Annotated in this window: 16 protein-coding genes; 8 read left to right on the forward strand and 8 right to left on the reverse strand. The window is 43.5% G+C overall.

Annotated features, from left to right (window positions below; all coding sequences use genetic code 11):
- The first annotated feature begins 1 nt into the window (after position 1).
- Positions 2 to 1,546, forward strand: coding sequence for an alkaline phosphatase family protein (locus ACOOEY_RS20260; RefSeq protein WP_420386552.1), 1,545 nt, complete (start codon positions 2 to 4; stop codon positions 1,544 to 1,546).
- Between the two features lie 22 nt (positions 1,547 to 1,568).
- Positions 1,569 to 6,104 (forward strand): molybdopterin cofactor-binding domain-containing protein, encoded by a 4,536-nt coding sequence (locus ACOOEY_RS20265; RefSeq protein WP_420386553.1) that lies wholly within the window; start codon positions 1,569 to 1,571, stop codon positions 6,102 to 6,104.
- On the opposite strand, the gene ACOOEY_RS20270 is transcribed toward ACOOEY_RS20265, so the two are convergent.
- Entirely contained in the window at positions 6,101 to 7,315 is a 1,215-nt protein-coding gene (locus ACOOEY_RS20270) for a DUF763 domain-containing protein (protein ID WP_420386554.1), read from the reverse strand. The genes ACOOEY_RS20265 and ACOOEY_RS20270 overlap by 4 nt on opposite strands.
- A gap of 209 nt (positions 7,316 to 7,524) precedes the next feature.
- On the opposite strand from ACOOEY_RS20270, the gene ACOOEY_RS20275 reads away from it, so the two are divergent.
- Together ACOOEY_RS20275 and ACOOEY_RS20280 are read left to right on the forward strand one after the other, a co-directional pair.
- Entirely contained in the window at positions 7,525 to 9,615 is a 2,091-nt protein-coding gene (locus ACOOEY_RS20275; protein ID WP_420386555.1) for a hypothetical protein, read from the forward strand.
- Positions 9,615 to 10,436: a hypothetical protein gene (locus ACOOEY_RS20280; protein ID WP_420386556.1), complete on the forward strand. Its 822-nt coding sequence runs from the start codon at positions 9,615 to 9,617 to the stop codon at positions 10,434 to 10,436. The genes ACOOEY_RS20275 and ACOOEY_RS20280 overlap by 1 nt, the downstream gene beginning before the upstream one ends.
- Here ACOOEY_RS20280 and ACOOEY_RS20285 read toward each other — a convergent pair.
- From ACOOEY_RS20285 to ACOOEY_RS20295, 3 genes are all read right to left on the reverse strand, one after another.
- On the reverse strand, positions 10,433 to 10,960 hold the full coding sequence (locus tag ACOOEY_RS20285) for a hypothetical protein (protein WP_420386557.1): 528 nt from the start codon (positions 10,958 to 10,960) through the stop codon (positions 10,433 to 10,435). The two genes, ACOOEY_RS20280 and ACOOEY_RS20285, sit on opposite strands and share 4 nt — an antisense overlap.
- Before the next feature lie 50 nt (positions 10,961 to 11,010).
- Positions 11,011 to 11,550, reverse strand: a complete 540-nt coding sequence (locus ACOOEY_RS20290; protein ID WP_420386558.1) for an acyl-CoA thioesterase — start codon at positions 11,548 to 11,550, stop codon at positions 11,011 to 11,013.
- Between the two features lie 157 nt (positions 11,551 to 11,707).
- Positions 11,708 to 12,331 carry a protein-L-isoaspartate(D-aspartate) O-methyltransferase gene (locus tag ACOOEY_RS20295; RefSeq protein ID WP_420386559.1) on the reverse strand — a complete coding sequence of 208 codons (624 nt, stop codon included), beginning with the start codon at positions 12,329 to 12,331 and terminating at the stop codon, positions 11,708 to 11,710.
- A gap of 233 nt (positions 12,332 to 12,564) precedes the next feature.
- On the opposite strand from ACOOEY_RS20295, the gene ACOOEY_RS20300 reads away from it, so the two are divergent.
- The 4 genes from ACOOEY_RS20300 (at position 12,565) to ACOOEY_RS20315 (ending at position 14,925) form a co-directional block, all read left to right on the forward strand.
- Positions 12,565 to 12,798: a hypothetical protein gene (locus tag ACOOEY_RS20300; RefSeq protein WP_420386560.1), complete on the forward strand. Its 234-nt coding sequence runs from the start codon at positions 12,565 to 12,567 to the stop codon at positions 12,796 to 12,798.
- A gap of 128 nt (positions 12,799 to 12,926) precedes the next feature.
- Complete coding sequence (locus ACOOEY_RS20305; RefSeq protein ID WP_420386561.1) at positions 12,927 to 13,514, forward strand: riboflavin synthase; 588 nt, start codon at positions 12,927 to 12,929, stop codon at positions 13,512 to 13,514.
- A gap of 2 nt (positions 13,515 to 13,516) precedes the next feature.
- Positions 13,517 to 13,843, forward strand: coding sequence for a hypothetical protein (locus tag ACOOEY_RS20310; RefSeq protein ID WP_420386562.1), 327 nt, complete (start codon positions 13,517 to 13,519; stop codon positions 13,841 to 13,843).
- A 2-nt stretch (positions 13,844 to 13,845) separates the two neighbouring features.
- A complete protein-coding gene (locus tag ACOOEY_RS20315) occupies positions 13,846 to 14,925 on the forward strand; it encodes an o-succinylbenzoate synthase (protein WP_420386563.1) in 1,080 nt (359 codons plus the stop codon).
- On the opposite strand, the gene ACOOEY_RS20320 is transcribed toward ACOOEY_RS20315, so the two are convergent.
- The 4 genes from ACOOEY_RS20320 to ACOOEY_RS20335 all read right to left on the reverse strand — a co-directional run bounded on the left by ACOOEY_RS20320 (position 14,915) and on the right by ACOOEY_RS20335 (position 19,126).
- Complete coding sequence (locus tag ACOOEY_RS20320) at positions 14,915 to 15,346, reverse strand: DUF1801 domain-containing protein (protein ID WP_420386564.1); 432 nt, start codon at positions 15,344 to 15,346, stop codon at positions 14,915 to 14,917. The two genes, ACOOEY_RS20315 and ACOOEY_RS20320, sit on opposite strands and share 11 nt — an antisense overlap.
- Positions 15,346 to 15,729 carry a VOC family protein gene (locus ACOOEY_RS20325; RefSeq protein WP_420386565.1) on the reverse strand — a complete coding sequence of 128 codons (384 nt, stop codon included), beginning with the start codon at positions 15,727 to 15,729 and terminating at the stop codon, positions 15,346 to 15,348. Before ACOOEY_RS20325 ends, ACOOEY_RS20320 begins: the two co-directional genes overlap by 1 nt.
- A gap of 80 nt (positions 15,730 to 15,809) precedes the next feature.
- The gene (locus tag ACOOEY_RS20330) at positions 15,810 to 16,697 is read right to left on the reverse strand and encodes a hypothetical protein (RefSeq protein ID WP_420386566.1); all 888 of its coding nucleotides are present in this window, start codon (positions 16,695 to 16,697) and stop codon (positions 15,810 to 15,812) included.
- Positions 16,698 to 16,729: 32 nt separating this feature from the next.
- The gene (locus tag ACOOEY_RS20335; protein WP_420386567.1) at positions 16,730 to 19,126 is read right to left on the reverse strand and encodes an ABC transporter permease; all 2,397 of its coding nucleotides are present in this window, start codon (positions 19,124 to 19,126) and stop codon (positions 16,730 to 16,732) included.
- Positions 19,127 to 19,143: the final 17 nt, after the last annotated feature.

The raw sequence follows: 19,143 nt of genomic DNA on the forward strand, positions 1-19,143 counted from the left end.
GATGAGCCAGTATCTGCCTCCACAGACTAAAAAGCTGCAGGAGAATATCAAACATATAGTGGTACTCATGCTGGAGAACCGCTCTTTTGATAATCTCCTCGGCTGGTTATATGACGAGGAAAAACCTCCTTATGACCAATACTTCGAAGGACTAAATGAGCACCTTTGGAATCCGCTTAATAATATCGACAGTGATGGAATGCCATTTATTGAGAAGGTATCCATACAGAAGAACGGTATTCAAAAAGATAAATACGGACGCACCAAAAAGGTAGATCCTGACTTTTGTTTTCCTGATCCCGATCCGGGAGAAGGCTTTAAAGACACCAATCATCAGCTCTTCAGTGAGTATAATGTCGGGGCCCTTTATCCACCCAAACCGGTGAACATGGGTTTTGTACAGAACTATCAGAACGCCATGCTCTATGGTGCTTATAGTTTTGGCGACCAACCCAGCAACCCAAGGGATATCATGAAGTGCTTTACTCCGGATCAGACACCGGTTTTATCTGGCCTGGCGAAAGACTTTGCTGTCTGCGATCATTATCATTGTTCCGTCCCCAGTCAAACCCTGCCCAATCGTTCTTTTGTGCATGCAGCTACTTCGGGCGGCAATGTCAACAATTCGCCTAACGCCTTCTGCGATGGTAAAACCATCTACAATCAGATCCAGGAAGCCATTGATGGAGGCAGAAAGGACCTGAGTTGGGGGATTTACAGTAGTAACCTGATGCCTACGAGCGAATACAAAAGAGAAAAGGACAAACCCGGAGAGACCAAGGATGATCATTTCTCACTCACCAGGCTTTGCATGACTCAATTGCATGATGCTAAGTATGACGATAACTTCGGTACGCTAGACGACTTCAAAAAGCTTTGTGCTTCCGGCCAATTACCCAGCTATTCCTTTCTGGAGCCATGCTATGGTGGTGCGGGGCAAAATGATCAGCACCCACCGGCAGACATCAGACCGGGAGAACAGTTAATGGCAGATTTGTATCATGCCGTCAAGTCATCACCCGTTTTCAATGAGACACTTTTCGTGATTACCTATGACGAACACGGTGGATGCTATGATCATGTGCCACCTCCGGGAGAGGCGAAGAATCCTGATCCGGAGAATAAACCTGGCCAGGATGGTTTCCTGTTCAATCGTTTTGGCGTACGGGTGCCGTGTATATTAATCAGTCCATGGATAAAACCAGGTCTGATAGCCAGACCGAAGGGTGATTTACCTTACGATCATAGCTCGATCATTAAGACAGCGCAGGAATGCTTCCAATTGAAGGGACACCTTACAGCCAGAGATGAGGCCGCTCCAAGCCTTTCGGGGGTATTGACTGAAGACCAACCGAGAAAGGACTTTGCGGATGTCAAGCCACTTAAGTGGGATACTGAGATTGATGAAAGCCATGAGAATGATCTGCATCGGGTCATGGCCAAAATGGTCAATCATGTAACAGGTACTTCCAATAAGACCGGAGATAAACACTTCCTTCAGCATTTACAGGAAGGCTATACCAAGCACTTTATTAAAAGAAAATAGACACACTTAACTCAATCGACATATGTCAAACCAAGTATCATTTTTTCTAAATGGTCAGCAAGTAGTTTTGGAGAATCCATCTCCAAAACTACTGCTTATTGATTTTTTAAGATCACAGGAAATTGGCCTCACGGGAGCCAAGAAAGGTTGTGGTCAGGGTGGATGTGGGGCCTGTACGGTCATCATGTCTTCCTGGAATCATAAAAAGCAGGAAGCAGAGCATAAATCAATCAACTCCTGTCTGAGACCTGTTTGCTCTCTGGGAGGGCTTTCCATCACGACCATTGAAGGAACCGGTGGTACAAAGCGTCCGGAAAACAAGCACCTGACTTATATGGTACCTGCCACCAGGGGATCAGTCCCTGGTGCCATTCAACCTACGGAACGATGGAATGAATCTAAAAAGCAACTACTGAGTCATCAGGATAAGAAAAAGACACTGGCACAGGCCGTTTTAGCCAAGGTGGAATCAGCCAAGGGTATGACTGCTGTCAACCTGGGTGATGAAGATTTACATGACCTGCACGAGGGTATTAACCCGGTGGCTCATCGATTGGCCATTAATAATGGTTCACAGTGTGGCTATTGCACAGTGGGTTTTGTGATGAACATGTCCGCTTTCCTAGCTAAGAATCCGTCACCTACGAAGCAACAGATAGAAGAAGCATTCGATGGCAATATATGTCGTTGCACAGGATACAGAGCCATCCTGACCGGTATGAAAACATTCGCTTCTGACTGGACCGCTAAAGATGAGGCTGAAAGAATGAAGTGTAAGACAGAGGATAAGTGCGAAGAGGTATTGGTGCATGATCAGGTGAAGATTCCTTTCCCTGAAGCGGCAAAAGCGCCATTACCTGATACCCGGATTCTTGAAAGCCAATGTGACTGGGTAACACCACATACCCTGGATGGCCTGAAGAAGATTATGCGTAAGCATCCGGGCAACACTACCCGTATCGTGTTCGGAAATACATCATTCGGTATTTATGCGGATGAATACCCTGAAGTGAACCTGATGGTAGACATTAAGCTAATTGAAGAGTTAAAGGGGATAGAGAAAACGGATAAAGGTATATCCTTTGGTGCAACCACTACTTATTCCGAGCTCTTTGATTTTCTGGAAGCACTCAAGTCGGAACCAACCAGCCGACTAGGGGCCAGCTTATACATGGTTCATCGTACTGCGGGAATGATTGTGCGTAATGCAGCTTCAATAGCAGGAAATACCATGTTGGTACTCAAGCACCTGATGCATGGCGAACCATTCCCTTCAGACTTGTTTACTGCTCTTGATGCCAATAATGCTACTATTACCTACCTGCGAGTATCTACCGGTAAAACCATGGAAGACCATGTTGATGTTCTGGTGAGAAAACTAAGAGCTAATCCGTCATTGGCAGATGATCTCATTATCGTCAGGTATTTTATTCCTGCAGGAAAAGGAGAGGAGATGATTCTCTCACAAAAGGTGGCACTCCGAGAAGTGAATTCACACTCCATAGTTAATTCAACGATTAGACTGGAGTTTCATAAGGACCTGACTATTAAAGAAGCTTCGGTTGTCTATGGCGGCATCGCGCCCATTACCTGGCATGCAAAGAATGCAGAGCGATGGTTGATAGGTAAAGAACTCTCTTTGGACCTGTTGCCACGTTTGTTGGGTATTGTTAAGCGTGAGACAAGAAAGGAACTAGCCTTCTGGGATGAAAAGGGAAGGTTTAAAGGACTTCCATCCGAAGGCTTCACCAATGAATATAAAATCAACCTGGCATTATCTTATGTCTATAAGGCTATTGTAAGGGCCATTGTTGACAAGAAACCGAAAGAGATTCCTGAGAATATTGCCTCCGCAGGTAAAATCGACTGGGGTAACTGGGGAGTCAGTGGAGGAATACAGCATTACAAGAACCAGGATTATAAAGCACCTGTTTCACAACCCTATATCAAGTTAATGGCTTTTCATCAGGCCATGGGTGAGGTACACTATACCCATGAAATAGAAATGCCACCAATGGGCCAGAATGCGGCTTTTATTCAAAGTCAGAGAACCCTGGCTCGTTACCATTTCATTAACCCGGAAAATGGTAAGCAAATCACTCGCGATGAGCTGGCCGACTTGTTAGCAGATCAGTTCGAAGGCTTTTATGCCCTCATCAATCATGAAGACATCCCTGTTGGTGGAGTCAACTATCAGGGGATGGGAGCCGATCAGCCACTCTTTGCCGTAGATCAGATTCTTTACCCAGGCCAGGTCATTGCTATGGTCATTGCCGATAGCGAACAATTGGCCATAGAAATCGCTGAATTTGCTTCTTCTTATTGTCTGGGATATCAACCAATCAATTGGTCTAAAGGATGGGAAAAGCCTATTATGAGTCTGGATGAGGCGATTGAAAAAGGAAGTATCTTTCCCGATTGTCCCAAAACGGCACCATTTGTTACTCACATCTGGAAGATCACCAGACCGGGAACAGAGCTATACTGGACTAATGAAAATAAGGATCCATTAGATAAGAAACCGGCTAAACGTAAAACCAGGATCGATGGCAACAGCTGTCTCGTGGTGGAAAATACTCAGATCTCAGGAGAGCAAATCCACTTCTATATGGAGACGCAGGCTTGCGTAGCATTCCCTGAAGATGACGATCAGATCAAAGTACATCCTTCCTCACAAAGCCCGATGGAAATGCATCAAACTGTGGCTATTTCCCTGGCTTCAGAGCATAATAAAATCAACGTTGATGTCCGTCAATTGGGCGGTGGATACGGAGGTAAGACCGAGCAGGCCAAGTTTGTCACAGGACCTGTGGCCGTAGCAGCTCGTGCCTTGGATATTCCTATCCGTATGGCCATGAAAAGGGAGCATGATACGGCTATGATTGGTAAAAGGCATGGTTATTATGGTCAATATCAAATAGCTGTAGATCAGGGAGATATAAGGGGAGAAGATAAAGGTATCATCCGTGGACTATTAGTGAAGCTCTGGGGAGATGGCGGGGCCTTCTATGACTGTTCCTTTATTGTAAGTAACTGTGTTCAGTTGCGTATGGACAATGCCTATCTCATCAAAAACTTCGAATCACAGCTCGATGTATGCCGAACCAACAAGGCGCCTAATACGGCCATGCGGGCCTTTGGAGATATGCAGGGCAAATTGATTCTGGAAAATGCGGTAGATGATGCAGCATTCAGTGTAGATATGGACCCTTACGATCTGCGTCTGAAGAATATGTACCAGCGTGGTGATGTCACACCATTCGGTCAGGCACTCTCTTATTGTTATATGAGAGATGTCTGGAAATATGTGGCAGAAAAGAGTGACTACCACAATCGGGTTAAGGCCGTTGCGGAATTCAACAGTAAGAACAAGTGGAAGAAGCGAGGCATTTATGCCGTTCCCGTCAAATATGGCTCAGGCTACAACCTGGTGATGATTGAACAGGCAGCAGCTATCGTTTCCGTCTTCTCTGGCGATGGCAGTATTACCATCAATCAGGGTGGTGTCGATATGGGACAGGGCATGATGACCAAAGTAGAGCAAATCGCCTCCTATATTCTCAATGTGCCTATGGATCTGATTCAGATTCACAGCCCATCTACCAAAGTAATTCCTAACCCGACCAGTACCGGAGGTTCTACAGGAACTGCCTACAATGGTAAAGCAGTGAAACAGGCCTGTCAGAAAATGCGGTCGAGGTTAATGGACTTTGCTCAGGATTTACTGAAAGACAATGGTGAAGACTGGTGTAAAGCCAATGGAATAGATTATTGGAATTATGGTGTAGAAGGCTGGTCAGCGAGTGTCATCAGGCCCGGAATTGACCAACATCCAAGACTCATCTGGCAAAACCTGGTCGGTTTGGCTTATCAGAACAGGGTCGACCTGATTGCTTCATTTACAGCGCCTATTCCGGGAGGAACTACCCCAATCCCGGCAATGACCTTTAAACCTCTGGATGAACAGAAGGAAATACCCGGTATTGAGTTGGCTGAAGTGCCATCCACCAGTGGAGTAGTAGACTCCTTTGTCGGGTGGACTTTCTCGGCAGCCTGTTCTGAAGTGGAAGTAGATATACTCACAGGAGAAGTTAAGATTCTGCGTTCGGATATTGTCTTTGATATGGGATGGAGCCTAAACCCGGCCATTGATATTGGTCAGGTAGAAGGAGCCTTTGTTCAGGGAGTAGGCTATGTGACTACCGAGAAACTGGTTTTTGAACCGGAAGGAGAGGAAGTCGGTCGATTGAATACACTGAATACCTGGAGGTATAAGCCACCGGCAGTAACAACTATTCCGTTGGAAATGAATACTTACCTGTACCCACGGGATAACTCCTCGGAGGTGCCTGAAAATCCAAATGAACTACTGTCCAGCAAAGAAGTAGGGGAACCACCATTGGTGTTGGCTTCCAGTGTGTTCTTTGCGATCAAGTCTGCTATCAGGGCCAGCAGAATTGAGAGAGGACTTTCCGGTTTGTTTAAGCTGGATGCTCCGGCAACGGTACAGGAAGTGAATCAGGCCCTGGAGGTAAGAGATAAAGATCTTCGTTCTTAGAACAGACTCAACTGACGAAGACGCGGTGATACGGGCCGCTTGGCCGGCCCGTTCACTGTCATTCCGCCATACTTATAGCTTTCAGCTTTTTCTTTGGCTATTACTTCTTCAAAGTTCGCATTGGGCTGAAAGTCTTTTTCCATTTGAGCAGAGATTCGGTGAAGACTTTTAATGGCTTTCTGCTTGTCGGAAAGCCCTACTTTTGCCTTTTCTATGCCATGGCGCAGAACAGAGAGTGTTTCATCATAAACCTTTAGAGGAACCGGGAAAGGGTGCCCGTCTTTGCCACCATGAGCGAATGAGAAACGGGCAGGGTCTTTAAAACGCGATGGGGTGCCATGAATTACTTCACTGACCAAGGTGAGTGATTGAATGGTTCTGGGGCCTACTCCCTGAAGCAGTAATAAGTCTTCGAATTGTTTAATGTCTGAATGATGAGCCAGGGCCAGAGTAGCACCCAATCTTTTCAGGTCAACATCTTTAGCCCGTACTTCATGATGTGCAGGCATGCAGAGGTAACGTTGCATTTCCTTCCGGATTAATTCTGGTTTTTCCCGGCTTAGTGATAAAATGCCCGACTTGGTTGCATCAGAATCTGCTGCAGTCAGATTCAGAATATCACCCTGATTCTGACCAAATACTGCAGTATGAGGTTCATTGAGATAAGCTGCAAAAGCCTGAGAATGCCAATGGTATCGCCTCGCATAAGCCGTTTCCGTATTCATGCCCTGCTGTACCACAGACCACTGACCTTCTTTCGATACAAAGAAAGAGTGCAGGTAAATATTAAAGCCATCCTGAATGGCCGTATTGTCTACTTTAGCCGTCAGGCGGCTCGACCTCGCCAGTTCATTCCCGTTGAGTCCTGTTTTATATCCTACTTCAATCAGTTCTTGCGGAGTGTTTCTGGAGTGTTTCCCCCGGCCTCCGCAAACATAAATCCCCAATTCATCTGAGATCGGGTTGATAGTGCGCTTCAAGGCTCCCACAACTGAAGTAGTAATACCGGAGGAGTGCCAGTCCATTCCCATGACCGCTCCCAATGACTGAAACCAGAAGGGATCACTGATTCTTTGAATGAACTCATCACGTCCATATTCCATTACAATCACCTCAGTAATAGCCCTTCCCAGTTTGGCCATTCTTTCAGCCAGCCATCTTGGTACTGTCCCGTGATGTAAGGGTAAATCAGTATGTCCAGATCGTTTCATTAGTCAATAATACTAAAAATATTATGATACTAAAATATTTATAAATCAACAGAATGAATACATAAGGAGAATACTAATGAGTCTGGGTATAGAGCTTATCGAAGGAAAAGTATTTTGATTTTATACTTGGGCTGATTTTCTGTAAGAAGGGATAGGAGCGAAGCAGATTTTACCCTATTATCAGACTTTAACCAAAACAATAAACATATATGAACTTAAGTCAGTATTTGGAGACACTTAAGGTGTCTTTACCATCAGGCTACCCTGATTTTGCCCTTAGTAACATACACAATCCTACAACCAACGGTTCTTCCCTTACTTTTGACGCTGATGTAACGGTTAGTAATATTCATTTTCCTGCTCCACTATTTGGCGTTCTTAATGATATGTTACCCAAGGATTGTACAGCTCCTTCAACAATTACCGTGAATACTGGTGGGGTAAAGCCAACGGATGCCTTTCTGCTTGTTTCTTTCAAAACAGATAAGGTGAACCTGAATGCTGGTTCCGGGCTCAGTCTAACACTGAATAACCCTACAGTTAACCTGTCAGTAAGTCCTTTATCCAGTCCTCCGTCAGCTAAATTCCAAGTATTGGCTACATTGCCAGTCACATTATTTAATAATCAGACATTACCAGCGAATGTCAATATGGCTGTTAGTGTTTCTCCTTCGGGTATGGCTTCTGCTGAGGCAGGTCTGGATATTAATGCCCCGCAGGGGATTGATTTACCGCCAATCCTTGATGATATCCTTACCCTGAAAAACATAGGTGGAGAACTTGGGGTAATCTTCGATCCCCCGGGCTGTTTGGTAGGTATTACGGCTGAAGGAGCTTTAAAGGGGATGAACATGCCAACCTCCAGCTTCACCATAGTCTGTGATGTTGAAGGTGATGTACCGGTTCCTCTTTATATATCATTTGGTGCTTCTTCTGTTGACTTTAACAATTTCATACAGCTTTGTGGATTACCGGGATTAGTGAATACAGGTCTGGGGTTTGAATTGGAGAATCCTTCTTTCACCTGGTGCCAAAAGTCAGTGACTTTACCGAACGGTCAACCAGGTAAGCCTGGGTTTAGTGTAGAATCTTACGTTTCCATTATCGGCTATAAGTTTTTTGGTGATATGCAGATAGTGAAAGGAAAGAGTTACTCGGGTAAATATCAGGCTGATCCTATAAACATTGCCGAGGTTTTTAGTTTGACCAGTGACGGGGATATACCAGCGATTCAAAGAAAACAGGTGCCAAATGGAGCAATACCGAAATCTGCTGAGGATAACAAGTCTACTGAAAATGCACCTATGCAAACTATGGTCTCTGCCAATGGACCAAGCTTCGATATAAGTCTGAGTACACAGAATATTCCACAGGGAACCATCAATGGTAAAGCCCAATTTCTGGACTTACCGGCCCAAAGCATTAATGCTAAGGTAGGTGAAGAAGGGATCACCATTGACTTCGATTTTGGAACGTTAGCACAGGTAGATACGGCCTTTACGTTAAACAGCAATGGCTTGAGAGGGGCAATATCTTTCGAGCCCAAATCTCCGATACCAATGCCTAAGGAGATAGGGGATTTGACCTCTGCCAATAAGATCAGCGCTCAGATAACCTGTATGCAGTACAGCTTTGAAGCCGGAATACACATTGTTTTTCTGGGAGAAGATATCGATATGGGGGTGGCTGTATTAAATGGAAGCACTTCAGTAGAATCGGTGATACAGGCTATCATCCAATATATCATAGATAACCCAATGCCTTTGATTATGGCCCTAATGAATAATCCGGTGGGGTATCTTAAAGCTATCACTTCCAAGTTGATTACCCCTGTAGAAAATACGGCTGAAGGTCTTTTAAATGGACTTAACTCTATAGGTGTTCCGAGTGCTGGATTAAAAGCAAGTCTTCAGTATATGGAGGGAACAATGGGCTATAGTGCCGATGTGATAGCCAAGGGTTTACAAACCAGCTACCAAATGGATCCCTCTAATATAGGAATAGCTTTAGGTCAGTTAGGGCTAAATGCCAATCAGGTTGCCACAATAATGCTTAATGACTTGAAGGTTCCTTTCATGGCAGTGCCTGCAGTGTTTAATGCTATGCACATAGGCGTTAAAGATGCTACCACTGCTTTAGAAGATGTTTATCATATAGGTGACCCTAAAGAGCTGGGTATTTTGTTGCAAACAGGTGGTTATGCTAAGGATGATATTGTAAGTGCCTTCAAAGAGATTGGGGGAGACTTTGCTTCTGTAGCAGAGAAAGTATGGAACGATGCTGATCCTAAAAACTGGTAATGGCATCCAATCTGAATCTTAATGATATTGACCTGCTGAACTTAGCGGGTCAATATCTATCTCAAATTCCTGATCTCAAACTGGAATGGTCGCTGAAGATTGACGGAGCGGAAGCAAAGGTTAGGGATAAGGTTCTGCTACTTTGGCAAAAGCAGATGGTCGATCAAGGCAGGATTTTGGAGTTACTTGAAAAGATCCAGTGCCCTCATGTGATTTTGTCCAGAAGAAATGAAATTCAGGAACGTATGGTGCTCGAGGCGCTAAGTCTCGATTTAAAGAAAGCTCGTCCAGATGGCCTCTATTTTGATATACTGGATGAAGCTAAAACTTCGAGAAGTATTGAGGCACATAAATGGGATGCCAATACAGGACAAGTAGTTTCTCGGGATTATCGATTCAGTTATTTCAAAGAAGAACAGGAGTCTCATCATGCCTTGACCAGACTTCTTTCAGAAGAATTAAGGTATGCTGTAGAGAATATGTTCAGAGAAATTCCTGACTTGCATGAATCTGGTTATTTCACTAGTTATCAAGGAGGTAAGATAATGGAAGTATATCTTAGCTTTTACTGGCACCCGACCATTAAGAGTATTCTTCATTTTCTTCCAGAACCATTGAGAACAGCACTCTATCCTTTCAGGGATTTACACTTTAGACAAATAGGATTTGATCTTGAGGAACCTCATGAGGTAACGGTGTATTTCAGTGGACCTTTAAGAGGTAAATGGCCCAAAGACTTCAATGAATTTAGAAGCCTGGTGAACAAGTCAGCCAAACTACTGTATAAGGAAATTGACCTTTTCAGGCAGGAGACGCTCTAAAGGAATATATCCTGAAGGGCTTTCCATAAAGCCTTCTTTTGGTCGACACTGGTTGCAATGCTGTCCAACCTATCTGCCTTCAGGTATTTCTTATAACCATTGGCTACCGGAGTATAAGAAGGTGAGTTTTTCACTTGATCGAGCAAAGAGGTACCAAAATCCAATACATGTTTATGATTCTGTTCAGCCAAGAGCGCTTCAATCTGCTCATGGGAAGCACCGCTGGCATGCGCGATGAGTACATCGCCTTCTCCGAGTTTAACAGAGCTCAGAATCTTCAGTAGTAATTCCTTTTCGCTGGCAACGGCTTCATCTCCCCAGGAAACCAGAATGATACAGCCTTTCAGATTGTTCCCCGATGTAGTGAGGGCTTTCAACTCTACTTTGGCCTTAGGTTCTTCCACTCGGGCAGGTTCTGCTGCCTTCTCTTCAACCGAAGGATAATCGGCCTTTACCTGATCTTTTTCACTGATCAGGTAAAGCGGTTCGGTTATGAATTCAGCAAGAAAGGCTCTGTCAGACATAAACCAAAAATAGTCGATCCCTGATTGGCAACAAGGGATAGTTCAAAGAATTATTGTACCTGACCGATAGCTTTGTCAAAAAAGATGCTCTTGAGTTCTGTGGCATCTTCCGGTTTCATGCGTTTAGCCAGCACAAGTCTTAATTGTCTTCTTCTTAAGGCTCCTTCGTAAAGCTCCTTTTCCTCGTCAGTTTCAGGAACCAACTCAGGCACATCGATAGGTCGGCCGCCCTGATCTACCGCAACAAAGGTGAAGAAGGCACTGTGGCTCTTGAATTTTGTACCAGAAGGGATGTTTTCGGCATATACTTCAACATAAACCTCCATAGAACTACTGAAGGCACGGGTTACCTTGGCAGTTAGTGTAACCACATCGCCTAGTTGGATGGGGTTTTTGAAGGAGATGTTGTCGGCTGAAGCAGTTACCACAATGCGATTGGAGTGTTTTTGAGCTGCAATAGCTGTTACTACATCCATCCAGTGCATAAGTCTACCACCCATTAAGTTGTTCAGCGTATTGGTGTCGTTCGGGAGTACCAACTCCGTCATGGTTACGCTTGATTCACTTGCCTTCTTTGGTTGCTTCGCCATAGTATATTTTGTTCAATGCAAAAGTAATTAATGAATTGCGAGTTTTAATTCTTTAGGATAAGATATTTTAGAATATTCTACCGTCATGGCTTTGGGTTTCTGCCCAAATAGGGCTATGAAATTTCACCCCAAACTTCAAAGATCAAGAGCCTGAAAATCATTTCCTCCAGCCATCGGCTCCGAGCAATGGAACAAACTTGAAGTTGGTAAAGGTTTCCGTTCGGACTCTATTGACGGCTGTTTTGGTGATACGAAGCATTTGCTGGGTTTTGGCATCGCCTACAGGGATAACCAAAATACCACCAACTTTAAGCTGATCGATGAGGGCATCGGGAACAGTAGGGGCGCCTGCGGTGACTATGATTTTGTCGTAAGGTGCAAAACGTGGCATACCTTGAGAACCGTCACCATAGTAGAAGTTGGGTTGATAGCCCATTTGAGGTAGAAATCGTCTGGTGCGTTCATATAGCTCTTTCTGATACTCTATGGTGTATACTTCAGCACCCAATTCAAGCAAGACAATAGACTGATAACCCGAACCTGTTCCGATTTCGAAGATTTTGTCGCCAGGTTTTACATTCAATAGTTCAGTTTGAAATGCCACGGTATAAGGTTGTGAGATGGTCTGTCCTGAACCAATAGGAAAGGCCTTATCTTCATAGGCATGCTCTACCAAGGCATTTTCAAAGAAGTAATGCCTCGGAATTTTCCCGATTGCTTCCAGAATGCGCTCATCCTTAATTCCCTTTTCTCTGACAACTTTTACCAGTTGTCTCCTCATTCCCTTATGTCTGTAACTGTCCTGCATATTGAGCGCCCGAAGATAGGTCAACCAGAAGAAAATGACGAATGAGATTTAACTTCTTGACTAATTTTTTGAGTTGTTGTTAAACCAATTTTCAGCATTGAAATCAACCTGGTAATTTCACCAAAACTGGAAGTTACCTTTTATATCTCATTTATTTTCAGTTACTTAAATAGGTAAACACATTTTTAACAATAAACAACATTATTATGAGTTCAGTAGCTGAAGACATCGAACAGATGCAAGCACAGATTCAAAAGTACGGTTCAATTACTCAGTTCGGAGTAAGAATCCAATCAATTTCAGGACCGGGAGGTCAGAACGGTGGAGCAGGTTATATCAATAACTCTACCGGTGGAAGAGTCCAGGGTGGAACTATGATTGCCAGTTGGCAGGTAGGCAATTGGGGCGATACCATGACTATTGTTCCTAACCCGGGTTAAGATTAATTCAACTGATTAAGAGGACAGGCCTTTGGCTTGTCCTTTTTTGTTTGAATCAAGTCAACAGATTACCCAACTAAATCTCTAAAAGCTTGTTAACTCTATCATACTATGCTTAAACTTGCTCTATGTTTACAGGCATCATAGAAACCGTAGGTACAATCAGCTCCATTGAACAGGAGGGAAGCAATTACCATTTCGATATACAGAGTAAATTCAGTTTTGAATTGAAGGTAGACCAGAGTGTGTCCCACAATGGCGTGTGCCTGACCGTGGTGGCTGTTCATGATGACTTTCACAGGGTAACAGCCATTGATGAGACTTTGCAAAAGACAAGCCTCGGACAATGGAAAGTGGGCGATAAAGTGAATCTAGAGCGTTGTATGGTGGCTAATGGACGGTTTGACGGGCATGTGGTGCAAGGACATGTGGATCAAATTGGTACAGTTACGGATATTCAGGAGCAGGATGGTAGCTGGCTTTTCGACTTCGAATATGATCCTTCAGAGGGAAATGTTACTGTTGAGAAAGGCTCCGTTTGTATCAATGGCACCAGCCTTACCTGCTTTAATTCAGAAGAAGGAAAGTTCCGTGTGGCGATTATTCCTTATACCTACGAACATACCGTATTCCGCTATTTAAGAATTGGCGATCAGGTCAATCTCGAATTTGATATTATTGGCAAATACGTGAAGAGGTTATTAGAAAAGAAATAGAATTGGAGAGGGTTGGAATTTTATCCAGGGGTAAATTAGTCGGTTACATGCTCAGCCCGAAACCTGATATGTGGTATTTAGAGGGAATTTATGAATTGAATATCAATGATATGAAGTCTAGTCAAGATTTTATTGAAAGAACAAAATCATTGGCTATAAAAGAGGTATTTGCAAATCAAAGCAAAGGCATCAGGATAAAGCTTTTGTTTCCCCAGCAAACAACTGATAATCATGTGGTTGTTTATTCCTTTTCAAATGACATACTTTTTATTCGCAGGGTTATGGGAACTGATGCTATCGATTGGGTATTAGAGCATGTTCCAGAATAGATATGAAGCTGAAGTTCGAAATTATTCCATATACACTCCATTTTACATTTACAGCGGGTACTTCCCGAGGCTCATTCACCGAGAAGGAAACCTGGACGGTCAAAGCTTATGATCCTGCTCAACCCAATTTAGTCGCCTGGGGTGAGGTAAGTCCGCTTAAGGGCCTTTCAGAAGATTATACTGAGGACTTTGAAGCGGTACTTACAGATATGCTTCAAGAACTGGCTTCTCTTGAAATCCCCGAGTCTGCTGATGAAATTCTTATGTGGGTGACAGAACAAATCCCCGCTGATTTTCCGTCCATTCGCTTTGGGCTCGAGACCGTCTTGTTGGACTACGTTAATGGCTGCCAATTCAAAATCTTCGACAATCAGTTCTGGCAGGGTAAGAAACGAACTCCTATCAACGGGCTGATATGGATGGGAGAAGAATCCTTTATGCAGGAGCAGATAGAGGCAAAACTCAAAGCTGGCTTCAATACCATTAAAATGAAAATTGGTGCTATTGATTTCGACACTGAATTCAAATTATTGGAGTCTATCAGGCAAAGCTACTCTGCTCATGAAATCACCCTGAGGGTTGATGCTAATGGTGCTTTTGATGAATCGAATGTCAGGGAGCGATTAACGGACCTGGCCTCTTTGGAGATTCATTCTATTGAACAACCGATTAAGCCTGGTCAGTGGGGTTTAATGGCTGAGCTTTGTGCAGAAGGTCTGTTGCCCATTGCCTTGGATGAAGAGTTGATCGGTGTTCACTCACTTCAGGACAAGGTTAAACTACTGGATACCATAAAGCCCCAATACATTATTCTAAAACCCTCTTTGGTCGGTGGAATCAGGTCTTGTCAGGAATGGATTGACTTGGCTGAAGAGCGAGGCATTGGCTGGTGGATGACTTCTATGCTGGAGTCCAATATTGGACTCAACGCAATTGCCCAGTTTACAGCGGAATATGAGAACCTATTGCCTCAAGGCTTAGGAACCGGCCAACTCTATCATAATAACTTTGAGTCTCCGCTGGAAATCAGAAAAGGGGAGTTGCTCTATAATCAGCCTAAGGGTTGGGAAGTTAGTTTTTAATCTTCGATATAGTTTGGCCTTTGAGTTTTGAAGGCTTTGTCATTTCCTCTTTGGCTAGGGCTATGGAATCATCAATTAACTTCCTGACGCCCTTGTTTTTATAATCAGAAGATCTTTTCACCGGAATGTGTCGAATGAGTTTACCCGTTCCCTGGAGCAGTTGATTTCTGTCGGGTAGAAGTGTCCCCTGATGAAATCCAAGATTCAGGTGGTTTGAGTAGATTGGAATCATACAGAAAGCATCCCCAAGCTTATCTGACAAAGAATAGACAGATGTGAGTGCGTGAGTATGATAAAGTAATTCATTTGCATCCGGACATATTTCTATAATGTAGTTTCTCAGATCTGCATATAGCTCTATCAGGTTGATTTCCTTCATTTCGAGATGCTTCAAAAAGTCAGGGTGAATTGGCCTCTCCATTATCCTTTGGCATTTTGATCATATTGAACGGCACACAGCAAATTACCCTCAGTATCTTTGAATTTGCATATCCAGCCTACATTAGGTATGGCAGTTTTAGGCATGACTATCGCACCTCCAAATGCCTCTACTTTGGCAATTGTGTCATTAATGTCTTCTACAGATATACTACCTTCAAGGCCGATAATCTTTTCACCTATCGGGCTATATTGTCTTGATTGAAGAGCACCAATCGGTATTTCTCCTCCATCTCTATGGGTAATTTGAGCAAAGTCGGAAGGGCCATAAGCATTAAAATCCCATTCAAAGACACCAGAGTAAAAGCCTTTAGCACGTTTAAGGTCATCTGTGTATATGGCAAAGTGAACCAGTTCATTTTTCATAGACTCGTGTTTTAAGTTATCTCATCATACTTATAATAATTGCCGAATGCCAGGCATCTCATGTTGATGGTAGGTATGCATTAATTTTGGGGTCTCAAGTTTTCTACAACTTGCATACTGATCCAAAAAATATCCACGTTCTCATAGTTCTCTGAACCCATATTCCTATTGAAGAAGAGGTATTTTCCGTCTGGCGTTACACTGGCAGAAGCTTCCCAAGCTTCGGTATTTATTTTATCACCAAGATTGATGGGGTCGCCCCATTCTCCATTCTGTTGGCGAAAGCTGACATAAATATCAGAATCTCCAAATCCTCCCTCTCTTTTACTATCAAATAGCAGATAAGACTCATCTGGGGCTATGAAAGGATGAAAACTGCCTCCTGCATTAATTCCTTTGTGCAGTAACCTCGGTGCCTCATACTTTCCATTCACAAGTCGTGAATAGCGAATATCACCTGTAAAGTCCCGTTTGAATTCGTCAAAAAAGTATGTGCCTTTTGAAGAAGCCGTAAGGCGCATGATAGGCAAACTGTCGAAGGGGGATTCTAGCCTTTTTAATTCAGACCATTCTCCATTTTTCTGACGCTCCTTAAATCTCCTCCCTAAATGCATTGTTTTACCATCTGGGGAGACAAAAGGCTGTCCCTGGCGAGAGGAAATGACTGTCTCTTGCCATTTATTTCCTTCATTTTTGTGGACAACAAATTCCTGCTTCTCACTAGAATCCGCAGGTTGTCTGAGAAAATAAAATTCCTTCATATCTGGACTAAAGACACCACTGTATTCCCATCGCTGAGTTGTTACCAATCCGGGAGCAAACGGCTCTGGAGTTAGGCCGGGTGGTTTTTGACCTAGATAAGGCCCCGATAGGTTTGGATCATAAGCTCCAGGTTTTACGGTTTCTTGCGCTACAACACTATTGAGAGTCAGTAGGATACACAGTATAAGTACTTGCTTAGTTTTCATTTCACCTGTTTGTTATCAGCTTGTGTTAATTCTTATTCGCTTCTCAGTTTCTGTGCCGGATTGGCCGTGGCGGCTTTATGGGCATGAAATCCTGTGGTAAGCACGGTTACTATCAAAGTTCCTAACAGTACGGTGGAAAAGATTCCGAAACCCGGAGTGATATGGAATTGGAAGTTTTCAAGCCAACCCATCATCAATAAATATCCCATAATGGAAGCAGGTATGGCTGCTATGATAATGAGGATTACAAAGTCTTTAATGAGCAAGTTTACCAGGCCATGAGTACGGGCACCAAGTACCTTTCTAATGCTGATCTCTTTAGCACGCTGCTCTGAGGTATAAGAAGCGAGACCTAACAATCCCAGACAAGCGATCAGAATGGTCATGCCAGAAAAGCCTAAAAACAGCCTGCCGCGAATCTGGTCGGCCTCATAGTGTTCCATGAACTGTTGGTCGATGAATCCAAACTCAAATGCTGAAGTTGGAAAGGTACTGTCCCATATTGCTTCAATAAAATCGATAGTGGCCTTGGCCTCTCCGGTAATTCTGACAAGGGCAAAATTATTGGAAAGACTTGGACGAAACATCAATGGAGTGATAGGCTCGTACAGCGACTGTTGATGAAAGTCTTTCACTACGCCAATAACCAGAGCCGGAGGAACCGAATCATTTCGAGAGAGTCGGACCTTTTTGCCAATTGGATTGGTCCAGTTCATTCTTTGCACCATCGCCTCATTTACTAAGACGGCTTGAGAAGTATCGGTGGCATAGTCCAAAGAAAAATTTCTACCTTCAACTATGTCAACACCAAGGGTAGAAAAGTAGTCATAATCAACGCTATAATTGAATATGCTTCTATTTTCCATCGCTCCATCCTCAGTTTCTATTAGCAATGCGTTAGTCGGATAACCATCACCCGGAGTTGAGCTGGATGATGCTGCACCATTTATACCGGGGTGCTGAACCAGTTCATTTCTCAGGATATTCCATTTCGCCCTATCTTCACTGCTTCTGAAACGGATGAGCATCAAGTGCTCTTTATCAAACCCTAAGTCTTTATTTCTGACAAATTGCATTTGATTGTGAATAACCAATGTGCCAATGAGCATAAAGATGGAAATGGAGAACTGTATTGTCACCAAAACCTTTCTTAATAGCCTGCCTCCAGATTTGACTCCCAGGCCTTTGAGTACTATGGCTGGCTGAAAAGCAGACAAGAAGAAAGCAGGGTAGCATCCACCAACAAACCCTGTGACCAATACAATACCGATGACTGCGAAGATTACATGAGTGTGTAATAAATCTGTAATAGTCAGGTTCGTGTCTACTATGTTGTTGATACCTGGAACCGCTACTATGATAACAATGAGGCTTAGAATAAGAGAAATGAGGGTAACCAGAACGGATTCAGTTAAAAACTGCCATATCAGGCTGCTTCTTTGCGCTCCCATGACCTTTCTTAAGCCGACTTCCATAGACCGCTTAACAGAACGTGCGGTGGCCAGATTCATATAGTTGATACTGGCAATGAGGATTAGAAAAATAGCTATGGCAGTAAAAATCTGAACATATTGAAGGCTGCCAACTGGCTCTGGTTCAAATTCAAAATCTGAGGTTAAATGGATACTTGTCAGAGGAACTGCAGAGATATTTACCTTCATGTTAATCGGACCAAATATGGGATCCAAATATTTGGCAGAAGTCGAATCGAGCTTGACCTGTAAGGCTTCTTGAGAAACCCCTTCTTGTACTAAAACGTAGGAAAACACGCCCCATAGGCCCCAGCTCCGGTCTCCATCGGGAAAGACTGTGGTCCAGGAGATTAACGCATCCGCTATCAAATGAGAAGAACTTGGAACATCTTTATAAACCCCCGTTACTTGAAGGGGCTTCTCACCGTCATTCCAATCGCCTCGAAGGGTTTGGCCAATCGGATTTTCATTTTTGAACATTCTCTTGGCCATGGACTGGTTAATGACAATTGAATTGGGTTGGTCTAAAGCTGTCTGGGGGTTACCAATGATAAAGTCATAGTCAAAAACATCGAAAACCGTGGAATCAGCGGCATAGATATTTCCTTGATAGTATTCGACTTGATCAACTTTAAAGCGTGTTGGCCCTTGAACGTTGAGTCCTTGCAATCGGGTGGCTTGAACTACTTCCGGGTTTTCGTTTTTTACCGTAAAAGCAGCCCTTGTTGTCATATTTGCCCATTTGAAAGATTTGTCGGGCTCTATAAATTCTGTGGAAAGACGATAGATTCGAGCTCCCTTAGAATGGTGCTTGTCAAAACTAGTTTCATGGAAGATGTAAAGTAGAATGATCAGACTTGAGACAATACCCACAGTAAGCCCCACAATGTTGAGGGATGTATAGCCAGGTTGTCTGAGTAAATTTCTGAAGGCAACTTTTATATAATTTTTAAGCATAGGAGATGTGTTTTAAT

Origin of the sequence: Roseivirga sp. (assembly GCF_965216855.1) — a bacterium.
In the GTDB taxonomy this organism is placed as follows: Bacteria; Bacteroidota; Bacteroidia; order Cytophagales; family Cyclobacteriaceae; genus Roseivirga.

Excerpts from the sequence above, each read along its gene's own strand:
- ACOOEY_RS20260 (WP_420386552.1), top strand. The coding sequence starts at position 2 with ATGAGCCAGTATCTGCCTCCACAGACTAAAAAGCTGCAGGAGAATATC.
- ACOOEY_RS20265 (WP_420386553.1), top strand. The coding sequence starts at position 1,569 with ATGTCAAACCAAGTATCATTTTTTCTAAATGGTCAGCAAGTAGTTTTG.
- ACOOEY_RS20270 (WP_420386554.1), bottom strand. The coding sequence starts at position 7,315 with ATGAAACGATCTGGACATACTGATTTACCCTTACATCACGGGACAGTA.
- ACOOEY_RS20275 (WP_420386555.1), top strand. The coding sequence starts at position 7,525 with ATGAACTTAAGTCAGTATTTGGAGACACTTAAGGTGTCTTTACCATCA.
- ACOOEY_RS20280 (WP_420386556.1), top strand. The coding sequence starts at position 9,615 with ATGGCATCCAATCTGAATCTTAATGATATTGACCTGCTGAACTTAGCG.
- ACOOEY_RS20285 (WP_420386557.1), bottom strand. The coding sequence starts at position 10,960 with ATGTCTGACAGAGCCTTTCTTGCTGAATTCATAACCGAACCGCTTTAC.
- ACOOEY_RS20290 (WP_420386558.1), bottom strand. The coding sequence starts at position 11,550 with ATGGCGAAGCAACCAAAGAAGGCAAGTGAATCAAGCGTAACCATGACG.
- ACOOEY_RS20295 (WP_420386559.1), bottom strand. The coding sequence starts at position 12,331 with ATGAGGAGACAACTGGTAAAAGTTGTCAGAGAAAAGGGAATTAAGGAT.
- ACOOEY_RS20300 (WP_420386560.1), top strand. The coding sequence starts at position 12,565 with ATGAGTTCAGTAGCTGAAGACATCGAACAGATGCAAGCACAGATTCAA.
- ACOOEY_RS20305 (WP_420386561.1), top strand. The coding sequence starts at position 12,927 with ATGTTTACAGGCATCATAGAAACCGTAGGTACAATCAGCTCCATTGAA.
- ACOOEY_RS20315 (WP_420386563.1), top strand. The coding sequence starts at position 13,846 with ATGAAGCTGAAGTTCGAAATTATTCCATATACACTCCATTTTACATTT.
- ACOOEY_RS20320 (WP_420386564.1), bottom strand. The coding sequence starts at position 15,346 with ATGGAGAGGCCAATTCACCCTGACTTTTTGAAGCATCTCGAAATGAAG.
- ACOOEY_RS20325 (WP_420386565.1), bottom strand. The coding sequence starts at position 15,729 with ATGAAAAATGAACTGGTTCACTTTGCCATATACACAGATGACCTTAAA.
- ACOOEY_RS20330 (WP_420386566.1), bottom strand. The coding sequence starts at position 16,697 with ATGAAAACTAAGCAAGTACTTATACTGTGTATCCTACTGACTCTCAAT.
- ACOOEY_RS20335 (WP_420386567.1), bottom strand. The coding sequence starts at position 19,126 with ATGCTTAAAAATTATATAAAAGTTGCCTTCAGAAATTTACTCAGACAA.